The sequence below is a fragment of the Clostridium chauvoei genome (assembly GCF_002327185.1).
GTDB classification, from domain to species: domain Bacteria; phylum Bacillota; class Clostridia; order Clostridiales; family Clostridiaceae; genus Clostridium; species Clostridium chauvoei.
Genome location: NZ_CP018624.1, coordinates 1960698 through 1973809 on the forward strand (window position 1 = coordinate 1960698; position 13112 = coordinate 1973809).

The window sequence follows — 13112 nt, forward strand, 5'->3', positions numbered from 1 at the left end:
TTAACGGTGTTCTTAGGTCATGTGATATATTAGCAATCGCTTGTCTAATTTCTAAGTCTGCCTCTTTATACTTATACTCTATTTCTTTTTCTCACTTATTAATATATTTATTTCTTTTATTAATTTTTCAATATCTTTATTACATGATAAAATCCTAATGCTTTTATTAGTATCTATCTTATTAATTTCACTTAAGCTGCTAGTTAAATTTCTTATTTTACAATTTGTTAAAAATAGAAGGATTATAGTAATACAAAGTAATACTAATAGACCTCCTATTATTGTATTTTGTATCATATAATCCCTTCCTGTAAATAAAGCTTTATTTTACTTCTTGTCTATTTATTAAAATTATTCCTATAATTAAACATACTACTATATATATTATTGAAATAACTAAAGATTCACGTATAGCATTTATAGATGGATATGGCATCTCTACTTTATTTAAAGCTGTTGTTAGTAAATATGATTTTATTAAGCCTATCTTATCTGAAACACTAAAAGATAATATGTCTATAGCTTTTGGAACAAAAAGTATTGTAATGTAATATATTATTGCATATACTCCACTTTGCTTAAATAATACTATAAATATATCTCCTAATGCTATTCCAGCCATATATATAGGTATAGTTATTAAAAATCTAACTAAAAAATCTGTTGCTATCTTTTGAGTGTATCCATCTCCCTTTTTAATTAGAGAAATTGCTATAAAAAATACACCTAAGCATATTGCTGATAAAACCAAGCCTAATATTACTTGTACTATATACTTTCCTATATAAATCTTTGTTTTCGATGTATTTGATACTATAATATTTTTAAATGTTTTATCTTTATATTCTTCCTGTAAAACACTACCTAAAATCATTAAAAGCATTAATATTGCATTAAAAGCTGCTCCTGCTGAATTGTAAATAAGGTTCCTATCAATATATATAGCCCCTAACTCCCAACAATTTGCTAGTATAGGTAATAGTAAAATTGTTGCTGATAAACATCCTGCAAAAACATACATATATGGTCTTTTTTTATATTTATATAGTTCAGCTTTTATTAAATTAAGCATTTTGATTCCCCCCTACTAATTCTAAGAAATAGTCTTCTAAGCTACTTCCTGTTCTTTCTAAAGAATAAACTTTAATATCGTTCTTTACTAAATTACTGTTTACTAAATAAGGTTCATCTAAATACTTATATACTTTAATTATACCATCATTTAAAACTTCATATTCCTCACAATTTAGATCCTTCTCAAGTATTATTGAAGCTTTTTCAACATTATCAACCTTTATAGATAAACAATGTTTGCATCTTTCTTCTAGCTCTTTAGATGATATTTCTTCTATTAATTTACCATCGTTTATAAATCCATAGTGAGTTGCTAATTGAGAAAGTTCTCCTAAAATATGACTTGAAATAAGTATAGTTACATTCTTAATTTTATTTAACTCTAGTAATATTTCTCTAATGTGTTTAATCCCCATAGGATCTAACCCATTAATAGGTTCGTCTAATATTAAAAAATCTGGATTACCTAAAAGGGCTAAAGCTAATCCAAGTCTTTGCTTCATACCTAACGAGAAACCTTTAAATTTTTTCTTACTTAAATTGTCTAAACCTACTAATTTAAGAGCCTCATCTACTGATTCCTTTTCCATAATCCCTCTTTGGATTCTATAGTATTCAAGATTTTGCTTTGCAGTTAACCCTGGAAAAAAACTAGGGGTTTCTATCATAGCTCCTATTCTTGAGTGAGTTAATATTCTCTCTTTTTCTGTAGTTTTATTAAATAGCTCAATTTCACCTTCTGTAATATTAGCTAATGACAAAGCCACTCTAATTAAGGTTGTTTTACCTGCACCATTTCTTCCTACTAAACCATAGATATTCCCTTTTTTAACTGTAATATTAACATCATCTAGTACATTTGATTTTCCATACTTTTTATATAACTTTCTCGTTACAAGAATATTTTCATTCATTAATCTTTCAATCCTTTCAAATATCTTTATGTGGTTATTATAGAATATAACTAACAAGATACCTTAAAGAAAACATTAAGAAAGTATTAAGTTACTCTATAAATTTAAATCCAATTCCCCAAACTGTTTTTATATATTCATTTTCTTTATCTATAGCAGATATTTTAGATCTTATATTGCTAATATGAACATTAACTGTATTATCATCACCTAAAAACTCATCTTGCCATACATGTTCAAATATATTTGCTCTAGTAAATACTTTTTTAGGGTTACTCATAAGCAACTCCATAATTGCAAACTCCTTTGCTGTAGCTTGTATTACTTCACCTTTAACTTTTATTTCTACTTGATCTTTATCTAACTGTACTTCCTTATAAGTTAAAATATTGGCTTCCTTATTTTCATTACTTGAAAATTTAGTATATCTTCTTAATTGTGCACCAACTCTAGCTACTAATTCCTTTACATTAAAAGGTTTTGATACAAAATCATCTGCTCCTATTTCTAGTACATTTATCATATCTTCTTCATTGGCTTTAGCTGAAATAACTATTATAGGCATATTTTTTTTCATTCTAACTTCTTGTATTATTTCTTCTCCTGTCATACCTGGTAACATTAAATCTAATAGTATAATTTGAAATTCCATCATATCTAAACACATCTTAGCTTCTGTTCCAGAAAAGGCTTGTCTTACCCTATATCCTTCCTTAGTTAATATTTTATATAATAATCCATTTATATCTGCATCGTCTTCTACAATTAGAATATTTATATTATCTGTCATAATAAACCTCTCCCCCATAACTTTACGTTAATTATATAATAAAATTATAGTTTTTTATATAAATCACCATATTTTTTTAAACCTAATGCTAAAAAGGAGAGGTATAAATCCTCTCCTAAAAAAATATCTTTTAATTTAATTATATAAATAAATTTACATTTGATTCTTCCGCTTCACCTAAATAATAACCTACACCACCATAAGTTATTCCATCTATAAGTTCCTCTTTTTTTATTCCCATTACATCCATAGACATAGTGCAGGCTACTATTTCTACGCCATTATCTATTGCTGCTTGCATTAAATCTTCTAATGATTGAATATTTTTATTCTTCATAACCCCTCTAATCATTTTAGAACCCATTCCACCCATATTCATTTTTGATAAACCTAATTTTTTGCTACCTCTTGGCATCATAATTCCAAAGGCTTTTTCTATAATATTTTTAGATACCGTTACTTTTTCTGGTTTTCTTAAAATGTTTAAGCCCCAGAAGGTAAATAGCATTGTTACCTTTTTCCCCATAGTTGCAGCTCCATTAGCTATTATAAACGAAGCTATTGCCTTATCTAAATCTCCACTAAATACAACCATTGTTTGACCATTCTTCTCGCTTATATTTGAAGTTGTAATAGCTGCTTCACTAGCAGTTTGACCTAAACCTTTTTTAATTTTAGCTTCAATTATCCCCTTATTTTTATCTATATTTATTAACTGATTTCCTGTTCTTTTTGTCCATGCTGCAATATCTCTATAGAATCCTTCGTCTGATACTTTCACTTTTAATATATCACCATTATTCATATTATCCATAGTTGCTTTTACTTGCATTAAAGGCCCTGGACAAGAAAGCCCTGTAGCATTTAATTCTTTAACTACACCTGTTTCTATATCATTATTTACCATACAACTATTTCCTTTATCATTATTTTTTATTTCTTTTGCTCTATATTCATAATTTGAATAAGTTTTATATCCACCATTTAAATTTTTAACTTTAAATCCATTATGAGTTAATATTCTTCCTGCTATATACCCTCTTATTCCTACTGCACAGTAAATTAATATTTCTTTATTCTTATCTAATTTACTTATATTTTTTCTTAAGTTATTTACAGGTATATTTATAGCTCCTTTTATAGCTCCATTTATAACTTCCTCTTCATCTCTTACATCTAGAAGTATGCTCTTTTCTGGATTGAAATCCTTTAGCTCATCTATGTTGATGACATCTATTAAAGATTTACTTTGATTTTGTGCCATAAAACCAGCCATATTTGCTGGTGATTTTGCTGATAAAAATGGTGGTGCATATGCAAGTTCTAATTCTGTTAAATCATCCATAGTTCCACCAAATTTAATTGTTGTTGCTATTACATCTATAAATTTATCTACACCTTCATACCCTAATGCTTGTGCTCCTAAAATTTTCCCTTCAGCATCATATATAACTTTAATTGTTAATGGTGTTGCATTTGGATAATATCCAGCATGACTCATTGGGTGTAAATAGACCTTATTATATTTTATTCCATATTTATTTAAAGTTCTTTCATTATTTCCTGTAGATGCAGCTACCATATCAAAAACTTTTATAATAGAAGTTCCTAATGTCCCTTTATATTTTGAATTAATATTTGCTATATTGTCTGCAACTATTCTTCCTTGTCTATTTGCAGGTCCTGCTAATGGTATAAAGGTTTCATTGCCATTTACAAAATCTTTAACTGAAATAGCATCTCCAACTGCAAATACACCATCTTTATTTGTTCTCATATGCTCATCAACTTTAATGTGACCCTTTTCTCCAAGATTAATTCCTGATCCTTTTATAAATTTAGTATCTGGAGTTACCCCTATAGCTGAAACAACCATATCGCAAACTATCTCTTTTCCACTTGAAAGGTTTACTTTAATATCTACTCCACTATCATTAAAACTAGTAACTCTATCTTCTAATATTATACTTATACAATTTTCATTTAACTCTTTTTCTACTAGAGCTGAAAATTCTGAGTCTAGCGGTGCTAATATATGGGGAGCTGCTTCTATTAAAGTAACGTGAACTCCTCTTTCTTTTAAATTTTCAGCCATCTCTATGCCAATAAATCCACCACCAATGACAACGGCATTTTTAACATTTTTATTATCTACATAATGCTTTATTTTATCTATATCTGGTACATTTCTTACTGTAAAAATTTTATTACTTTCAATACCTGGTAAATTAGGTTTTATTGGTTTTGCTCCTGGTGATAAAACAAGATAATCATAATTTTCTTCATATTCACCATCAAATCTTGAATTAACTTTAACTGTCTTTTTATCTGCATCTATACTTATAACTTCACTGTTTATTCTTACGTCAATATTAAATCTTGATTTCATTTTTTCTGGTGTTTGAAGTAATAATGCATCTCTTTCCTTTATTGCTTCTCCTACATAATATGGTAAACCACAATTTGCAAAGGAAATATATTCACCTTTTTCGAAAACAACTATTTCAATATTTTCATCTAATCTTCTAAGTCTTGCTGCTGCTGAAGCTCCACCTGCAACTCCTCCAACAATTAAAACTTTTTTCTTCATCATTTTCCCTCCAATAACTTTCTTCTTATTAACATAATAATAGTTTATTTTTATTTATCTATATATTATGTTTTAACGATATAGTGTGTAAAAATATATAGTTTTAGATAAAGCTAATAAAAATATTAACTTCATCTAAAAACTTTATAAATTTAATGCTCTTAATATTTTTTCTACTCTAGAATCTGATATTTTATATACTATTTCAAGTCCATTTCTTTCGCCTTTTATAATTCCGACACTTCTTAATTTTTGTAGGTGTTGAGAGATAGTAGACTGAGGCATTTCCATACAATTTTGCATGTTACTTACGTTGCAACATCCCTTTTCTAAAAGTCCTCTAACTATACATAATCTAACTGGATGAGCTAAAACTTTCAAAAATTCTGCTACTTCTTCGTACTGTTTGTAATTATTATCCATATCCTCACTCCTTTCTCTACTCAATATCATTATATTCAAATATTACGATATAGTCACTAAAAAATCAATATTTTTATTTATTATTTTAAATGTTAAAAATGGATATTTTTATCAATATCCATTTTTACTATTATTTAATTTTATGTGCAATTGCCTTTCTTTCTTCAAAAGTATAGATATTTTCAAAACCAAAGCTCTTTAATAAATCTAAAGCTTCTCTTATTCCTTCTCCTACATCTGTAGTACAATGTGCATCTGAACCTACAGTTATTATCTCTCCACCTAATTCTTTATACATTTTTAAAGCATCAATAGAAGGCATTGTTTCATTTATTTCACTTCTTAAAGTAGATGTATTAACTTCTATTCCTTTACCTCTTGAAATTATATTTTTAAGTATTTCTTCTATAATTTCTTTATGAGTATTGAAATCATATTTTCCGTGTTTTACAAAGGCATATCTTTTCATTAAATCTATATGTGCAACTACATCTATAAATGGTGATGTAGAAATTTTATTTACCTCTTTAAAATAATCTTCATAGCTTGTCTCTTTTTCATGAGCTCTCATATATGTTGATAATCCTGTATGATCAAAATTATGAATTGACCCTAATATAAAGTCAAAGGGAATATTTGATATAGTATCTCTAAGTTCACTTTCTGTCTCATGTGGTTCACATATTTCTAAACCCGCTTTAATTATTAAGTTGTTTTTAAATATTTCTTTGCAAGTGCTTATTTCATCACTGTACTTTTTCATATTTAAAGTTCCATAAGTCTTTAACCCTTCTTTTAAAGAAAAATGATCTGTAAAGCAAATTTCATTTAACCCCTTCATTATTGCAGCTTCACATATTGAAGTTACACTATCCTTCCCATCGAAGGAATTATTTGAATGAATATGATAATCCATCATATACATATCTGTCACCATCCTATTCTTTTGTTTCTAAATTTATTTAACGTAAATTAAGTGATTCTAAGATTTTATAAGTTAATGTAAATCTTAGAATCACTTCCTTTACTCTAAAATCAGTTTCGGATCAAAATTTATATAATCACAAGATGTCATAATATATTCTATGCCATCTCTTTCTCCATTTATTACATTTCTTAATGATGGTCCATGAAGATGTCCATATATAACTTTTTCTACTCCATACTCTTTAAATAATTCAGTAAAAGCTGAATCCTCATGTTTTTCATTTGTTGGTGGATAATGTATCATAACTATAAACTTATTGTATCCTGAATTTTTTGCTGAATCTAATGATAGTCTCAGTCTTATAAGCTCTCTTTCATATATTTTTCTATCTTTTTCTGTAAATCTATCTGTTCCTGGACAAATCCAAGCTCTTGATCCACAAATAGCATAGTCTTTATATGTATAGAAGTTATTTTGAAGGAATTTTGTATTTTCATACATTTTATTTAGTTTTGTTATTCCTTGCCACCAATAATCATGATTTCCTTTTGAAATTATTTTTTTTCCTGGCAATGAATCTATAAAATCTAAATCTACTTTACTATCTTCAGCTTTCATTGACCAAGAGATATCCCCTGCAATTAAAACTAAATCCTCTTCTTTAACCTTCTCCATCCAATTTTTCTTTATTTTTTCATCATGCTGATACCATCTTTCACCAAATATATCCATTGGTTTATCTGTGGTAAAAGCAAGATGAAGATCTGAAATAGCATATAAGGCCATTAAATTACTCACCTTTCTATAATTCTATCTAAATCTGTGACATAGGCAATAATATGTGCCACTGCTTCATAAAGCTCTGATGGAATTTCTGATCCAACATCTACATTACAAAGTAAGTCTGTCAATTCCTTATTATACACTATAGGAAGATCTTTTTCCTCTGCTTTTTCAATAATCTTATCTGCAATAAACCCCATTCCACTAGCTGTAACTACTGGTGCAATAAGATTTTCTTCGTATTTTAATGCTACAGCCTTTTTTCTTTGGCTCATGTTAACACCAACCTTTTTAAGCTTTCAATAAAGTAGTTTACCCTAATTAAACCTTAATATCAATTGATGCTGTATTATTATCATTGAAAAATTCTCTACAGCTTGTTATTGATACTTCATCCTCTTTCTTGCTTACTTTAACTCCTACTGTAAAGCCTAGACTTTGAATGTTTTTTATAAGTTTTTCTTTAGCCATATCTACTACTTTTAAAGCCTTTTCTTCGCATTTTAAATCTACACTTATCTTTTTATCTAAAACCTTTATATATCCATCAACAGTACCTAAATTAATAGTTTTTACTGTAACTACTAATTTTACATTTGTACTATCTATTTTTTTACCATCTTTTCTATTATCTTTAACGATTAATTTGCATGGATAGTCTCTTTCTCTTATATTTACAGGTATATCCATATAATAATATTCTTGACTTATTTTATTAAAAAGCTTTATATCATTTATACTATTTTTTAATATATTGATTATTTTGGTGCTATTTTCATTATCACCTTTAACTTGAGATAAAACTTCTTTTATTATATTTTTACCTTCTTCACTTTTAGTAACTATTGAATCTTTTATTACTTCTTGAGAAATAGGTTTATCTTTTATTATTTCTTTTACTGCTTCTTTTACTAGAATCTCTTCTTTTGCTTGACCTACTATATCTTTATTTGATAATTCATCTTTTACTTCTACTTTAGTATTAATATCTTTATTATTAATATTTGCTTCTTCGATATTTTTACCTTCTAGTTTTATTATATCATTTAGCTTTAAAAATTCTTCTTCTGTTAATTTAATTTCTTTTCCTAAAAATGATGAAATAGTTTTATCTAAAGCTTCTTTTGTAAATTCATTTTTTGTAATATTTAAATCTTTAGTACTTTTATTATTGTCAGACTCCATACTCTTTTGTAGTGCCTTTAAAAAATCATTTCCTTTTGAGTTATTAGTTATTTCTTTAAACTCTAATAGGACATCTTCAGTGCTTAGTTTATCAAGTTTTGATGATATCTCTTTAAATTCATTAGTTGTAAATTCATTTTTTCTATTATTTAAAATTTCCTTAAGTCCTACTATAGCTGGTTCTTCACTTTTCCCTGACATTGATTTTAATATTCCAAGAATATTTATCTTACTATTAGCCTTGCTATCTTGCTTTTCATAAATCCCTTTTGCAATATTACTACTAACTTTATCTACTGAATCTTTTTCTTCATTGTTTATATTTTCAGCTCTAGGTATATTTACTTTTGTATCACTTTTGTTTTCTATACCTTTTTCAGTTATTTTAGCTTTTAAACTATCTAACTTACTATCTAAAGCTTCTCCTTTAGGAATATTTTCTTTTGTATTAACAGTATCCTCTATACCTTTCTCTGATACTTTTACATCAAAATTATCTAATTCCTTCTCTAGATTTTTAAGTATGCTCTCTAGACTTTCACCTTCTTTAAATAACTTTGTATATCCATTAATATTTTCAGTTGTAAAGTCTATATCATTTTCTAAAAATAAAAGTATATCTTCTTTAGACATATTTTTAAAAACATCTAAAAACTCTTTTAATTCTTTAGTTATAGCTTCCCCCTTAGATGAATTTTGTTCTATTCCTTTACTTTGTAAATATTTTTCTATAAATACATCTATTTCTTTTGGGTTGTCTACCATATTTTCTTTGAAATTTATAAAACTTTTAATCTTTCTTATATTATCTTTAGTTAGTGGAATATCAAACTTAAGCATTTCTTTAAGTAATGTTTCATCAGCCTTTTCTAATCCTTCTTTTGATAAAATATTAGATAGCTCTGAATCTTTCCCACTTTCACTGCTAGTATCCTGTTTAATAAGCTTTAATTTTATTTTTCCGTCTTTAAAGTCTTCTACTTGAAACTTATTAAATCCTTGATCTAAACTGTCTATATCCCCATCTATTTCAGCTTCAAATTCCCATCCATCAACTAATTTTATAGTTGCAGTATTTCCTTCGCCTTTTTTTATAACTTTACCTGAAAATTTCTCTCCTGTATTAAAAGTAAGCTTACTAGATATTTTCTTGCTGTTACTTATATTATAGGAATTATTCAAATTTAAAATCTCTGGCATACTATCACCTCCCGTAATTATATTGTTTTCATTATTTATAATATCGTAGAGAATTGATAATAATTAATAGAATTCCCTTCAATAGCCTCTACGGTTATTAAAAATAGGTTGTTTTAGCAAAATAAAAAACTGAAAAAGATATAACTTTATCTCTTTCAGTTTATTTTCATATTCTTAGCTTTATTTAATAATTAAAAATTATTCTATTACTATTTTGTTGTAATTTTTCTTTCCTCTTTTAATTAAAGCTGAACCATCTTCTAAATCTGATTCTTCAAGAGTTCTTGCTACTTCTATAACCTTAACTCCATTTAATGATAATCCACCTTGTTGAATTAATCTTCTACCTTCAGCTTTTGATGGTACTATTTTGTTTTCAGCCATTATATCTAAAATAGTTTTTCCTATAGCTTCTTTAGTTAATGTTACTGTTGGAACATTACTCATATCTACTCCACCAGCAAATAATGCTTCTGCTGCTGTTTTTGCTTTAGTTGCTTCTTCTTCTCCGTGAACTAACTTAGTTACTTCGTAAGCAAGAACTGTCTTAGCTTCATTTATAGCTGCACCTTCTAAGCTTGATAATCTTCTTACTTCATCCATTGGTAAGAATGTTAATAGTGCTAAACATTTTTCTACGTCTGCATCATCAACGTTTCTCCAGTATTGATAAAAGTCAAATGGTGATACCTTATTTGGATCAAGCCATAATGCTCCTCCAACTGTTTTACCCATTTTTTGACCTTGACTATTAGTTAATAATGTACAAGTCATAGCCATTGCTTGACCTTTTGATTTTCTTCTAACTAGCTCAACTCCAGCAATCATATTTGACCACTGATCATCTCCACCTAATTCCATCTTACAGTTATACTTTTTATTTAATACGTAGAAATCATATCCTTGCATTAGCATATAGTTAAATTCTAAGAATGAAAGGCCTTTTTCTAATCTTTGTTTAAAACATTCAGCTGAAAGCATTCTGTTTACAGAAAAATGAACTCCTACTTCTCTTAAGAAATCTACATAATTTAAGTCTAGTAACCAATCTGCATTGTTTACTAATATAGCCTTATCATCTGAGAAATCTATAAATCTTCCCATTTGCTTCTTTATTGAATCAACATTATGTTGAATTTCTTCTTTAGTAAGCATCTTTCTCATATCAGTTTTACCACTTGGATCTCCTACCATAGCAGTTCCACCACCAAGTAATGCTATTGGTCTATGACCAGCTCTTTGCATATGTGCCATAAACATCATTGCTATAAAGTGTCCAACATGTAAGCTGTCTGCTGTTGGATCAAAGCCTATATAAAAAGTTATTTTCTCCTTCTCTAGCAATTCTCTTGTTTCTTCTTCATGAGTGAATTGCTTTATGTATCCACGTTCTAATAACTCATCTAAAACACTAGCCATTTCCTTTACCTCCTAAAAATAGTTACTCTTTATAGTATAGCCATAAAAATCTATATAATCAACCTTTATTAATATCTACTAGAAAATGCTTTCATACTTATTTATAAAAATTAAGTATGAAAAATAATTAAGGAACTAAAAGCAAAATATAAACTTTCTTTGCCTTTAATTCCTCATTACTTTTTAACTAATTAAACTTTTTAATTAAGCTACATATTCTCTTATGAAATCTGGTAAATCTTCTGTATTATCACAATTTACGTTTATATATAAATTAATACTAAATTTATTGGCAAGTTCTTTTAGTTGTCCAAAGAGTTGTGTTGACTCTGAAATTGGGCAGTTAACAATATTAGATAGTCCATCAATATAAATATTTTCTATATCATAGTTTTGAGAAATAAGTCCACAAAGTAACCCATAAAAGCTTTTACAATCTTCTACTTTAAAGTCCTTTGTAGTGACAAATCGTATGCTTCTTTTTAATAATCTCATTGGTCTTGAATCATCGTCAATATAAACTGAATCACCTTTTGAATTATTCACATGGCTATTTGCAAGGTCTATTAACCTTTTTGTTTTTCCAGAACCTCTTCTTGCACAAAATACTTGTATCATTGGGAACACACTCCTTTTCAATAAAACTTTATTCCTGGTAATATTACTTTGAATGAATCATCAGCTTTAGAATTAATAAATTTAACTTTACCTTTTCCTTTAAAGGCATTCCTCATTCTTGTAAATCCTTTTCCATTATTCAAAAGTCGTTTGTTGTTATCTAAGGTCATAAGCTTTTCGTAAATCCACATATTTCTCTTATTATAATTAATTTTTTGTCCCCTTATATTTTCTTCTATCATTTGACCTGGGCTAATAATTAATATACTATTATATGAAATAACAACTTCTATAATTTTGTTTATAGATGAGTATTCTCTATATAATACTGCATTTTTTATGCCCTCTACTACTGCCTCTACTGGGTATTTACTAGGAAGTATCTCTTCTAATAATTTTTCTGACTTGTCTATCATATCCAAAAGATTACCTTGGATAACGTTTACCGAAAGTGTATCTTTGTTTATTTTATCTATTATCCTAATCATATTTTGAGGGATACAGATACTATTGTTATCAGAAAATACTAAAAGACCTCCTATAGTACATTTTTCTTCACCACTCTCCTTATCAATATAAGTTATACCTGCACTTTCTAAAAGGAACTTTTTATTGTCCTTATTTATATATATTCCTTTATTTTCAAAATATTTACTAACTATATCCATATTTAAAAATTCTATATTACTTTTAATCATAGGGCATGTCTCAATTGAAAAATCAAGACTTTCTTCAAAGGCTGCTACAAGTTCCTGTTTTCTCATTGTATCTGTAGTAGAACCCCTTCTTATATAAAAGGATCCTGTTTCTCTGATTTGATAAGGTTTTTGGTCTCCATCATATATTGTTATTATACAAATTTCTTTTTCTTCTATATTATACCTATCTACTGATATTGGAATTGGCGGTTCACAGCGTGATGATATTATTTGTTGTACTTGTTCTTCTGAAAATAAATCCGCTTTCTTAATTCCAACTATTTTCTTCGTTTTATCTTGTACACCAACAACTATATATCCTCTCCCCCCGTTTGAGTTAGCTATAGCACATATATCTTTTGCTAATTCTTTTTTACCACTCTCACAGTTTAAAGATAATTTTAGTTTAAAATCTAACTTTGTTCCTTCTTCTTTGCTTATAATGGATATTATTTTCTTTTTATCCATCCTTACCACCTCTTACACCCCT

General features: G+C 27.6%; 13 protein-coding genes. All 13 read right to left on the minus strand.

The window, feature by feature from the left end:
- Window positions 1-78 precede the first annotated feature (78 nt).
- A complete protein-coding gene (locus BTM21_RS13975) occupies window positions 79-297 on the minus strand; it encodes a hypothetical protein (RefSeq protein ID WP_242969944.1) in 219 nt (72 codons plus the stop codon).
- Window positions 298-322: 25 nt separating this feature from the next.
- Window positions 323-1072, minus strand: a complete 750-nt coding sequence (locus BTM21_RS09240) for an ABC transporter permease (protein ID WP_079481153.1) — start codon at window positions 1070-1072, stop codon at window positions 323-325.
- Window positions 1065-1988, minus strand: coding sequence for an ATP-binding cassette domain-containing protein (locus tag BTM21_RS09245; RefSeq protein WP_021874972.1), 924 nt, complete (start codon window positions 1986-1988; stop codon window positions 1065-1067). Before BTM21_RS09245 ends, BTM21_RS09240 begins: the two co-directional genes overlap by 8 nt.
- A 91-nt stretch (window positions 1989-2079) precedes the next feature.
- Window positions 2080-2778, minus strand: a complete 699-nt coding sequence (locus BTM21_RS09250; protein WP_079481152.1) for a response regulator transcription factor — start codon at window positions 2776-2778, stop codon at window positions 2080-2082.
- A 139-nt stretch (window positions 2779-2917) separates the two neighbouring features.
- Complete coding sequence (locus tag BTM21_RS09255) at window positions 2918-5368, minus strand: CoA-disulfide reductase (protein WP_079481151.1); 2451 nt, start codon at window positions 5366-5368, stop codon at window positions 2918-2920.
- A 144-nt stretch (window positions 5369-5512) separates the two neighbouring features.
- A complete protein-coding gene (locus BTM21_RS09260) occupies window positions 5513-5791 on the minus strand; it encodes an ArsR/SmtB family transcription factor (RefSeq protein WP_021874969.1) in 279 nt (92 codons plus the stop codon).
- A 130-nt stretch (window positions 5792-5921) separates the two neighbouring features.
- The gene (locus BTM21_RS09265) at window positions 5922-6716 is read right to left on the minus strand and encodes a histidinol-phosphatase HisJ family protein (protein WP_079481150.1); all 795 of its coding nucleotides are present in this window, start codon (window positions 6714-6716) and stop codon (window positions 5922-5924) included.
- 99 nt (window positions 6717-6815) lie between these two features.
- The gene (locus BTM21_RS09270) at window positions 6816-7505 is read right to left on the minus strand and encodes a metallophosphoesterase (protein WP_021874967.1); all 690 of its coding nucleotides are present in this window, start codon (window positions 7503-7505) and stop codon (window positions 6816-6818) included.
- Window positions 7506-7513: 8 nt separating this feature from the next.
- Complete coding sequence (locus BTM21_RS09275) at window positions 7514-7777, minus strand: EscU/YscU/HrcU family type III secretion system export apparatus switch protein (protein ID WP_021874966.1); 264 nt, start codon at window positions 7775-7777, stop codon at window positions 7514-7516.
- Between the two features lie 46 nt (window positions 7778-7823).
- On the minus strand, window positions 7824-9887 hold the full coding sequence (locus tag BTM21_RS13705; protein ID WP_096145415.1) for a hypothetical protein: 2064 nt from the start codon (window positions 9885-9887) through the stop codon (window positions 7824-7826).
- Window positions 9888-10085: 198 nt separating this feature from the next.
- Window positions 10086-11306 carry a tyrosine--tRNA ligase gene (tyrS, locus tag BTM21_RS09285; protein WP_079481149.1) on the minus strand — a complete coding sequence of 407 codons (1221 nt, stop codon included), beginning with the start codon at window positions 11304-11306 and terminating at the stop codon, window positions 10086-10088.
- Window positions 11307-11510: 204 nt separating this feature from the next.
- Window positions 11511-11924 carry a hypothetical protein gene (locus tag BTM21_RS09290; RefSeq protein WP_021874963.1) on the minus strand — a complete coding sequence of 138 codons (414 nt, stop codon included), beginning with the start codon at window positions 11922-11924 and terminating at the stop codon, window positions 11511-11513.
- A 17-nt stretch (window positions 11925-11941) separates the two neighbouring features.
- On the minus strand, window positions 11942-13090 hold the full coding sequence (locus BTM21_RS09295) for an AlbA family DNA-binding domain-containing protein (protein ID WP_021874962.1): 1149 nt from the start codon (window positions 13088-13090) through the stop codon (window positions 11942-11944).
- Window positions 13091-13112: the final 22 nt, after the last annotated feature.

What these genes read in the sequence shown, in the direction of transcription:
- BTM21_RS09295 (WP_021874962.1), bottom strand. Translation starts at nt 13,090, where the DNA reads ATGGATAAAAAGAAAATAATATCCATTATAAGCAAAGAAGAAGGAACA.
- BTM21_RS09255 (WP_079481151.1), bottom strand. Translation starts at nt 5,368, where the DNA reads ATGAAGAAAAAAGTTTTAATTGTTGGAGGAGTTGCAGGTGGAGCTTCA.
- BTM21_RS09290 (WP_021874963.1), bottom strand. Translation starts at nt 11,924, where the DNA reads ATGATACAAGTATTTTGTGCAAGAAGAGGTTCTGGAAAAACAAAAAGG.
- BTM21_RS09275 (WP_021874966.1), bottom strand. Translation starts at nt 7,777, where the DNA reads ATGAGCCAAAGAAAAAAGGCTGTAGCATTAAAATACGAAGAAAATCTT.
- BTM21_RS13975 (WP_242969944.1), bottom strand. Translation starts at nt 297, where the DNA reads ATGATACAAAATACAATAATAGGAGGTCTATTAGTATTACTTTGTATT.
- BTM21_RS09270 (WP_021874967.1), bottom strand. Translation starts at nt 7,505, where the DNA reads ATGGCCTTATATGCTATTTCAGATCTTCATCTTGCTTTTACCACAGAT.
- BTM21_RS09265 (WP_079481150.1), bottom strand. Translation starts at nt 6,716, where the DNA reads ATGTATATGATGGATTATCATATTCATTCAAATAATTCCTTCGATGGG.
- tyrS (WP_079481149.1), bottom strand. Translation starts at nt 11,306, where the DNA reads ATGGCTAGTGTTTTAGATGAGTTATTAGAACGTGGATACATAAAGCAA.
- BTM21_RS09260 (WP_021874969.1), bottom strand. Translation starts at nt 5,791, where the DNA reads ATGGATAATAATTACAAACAGTACGAAGAAGTAGCAGAATTTTTGAAA.
- BTM21_RS09240 (WP_079481153.1), bottom strand. Translation starts at nt 1,072, where the DNA reads ATGCTTAATTTAATAAAAGCTGAACTATATAAATATAAAAAAAGACCA.
- BTM21_RS09245 (WP_021874972.1), bottom strand. Translation starts at nt 1,988, where the DNA reads ATGAATGAAAATATTCTTGTAACGAGAAAGTTATATAAAAAGTATGGA.
- BTM21_RS13705 (WP_096145415.1), bottom strand. Translation starts at nt 9,887, where the DNA reads ATGCCAGAGATTTTAAATTTGAATAATTCCTATAATATAAGTAACAGC.
- BTM21_RS09250 (WP_079481152.1), bottom strand. Translation starts at nt 2,778, where the DNA reads ATGACAGATAATATAAATATTCTAATTGTAGAAGACGATGCAGATATA.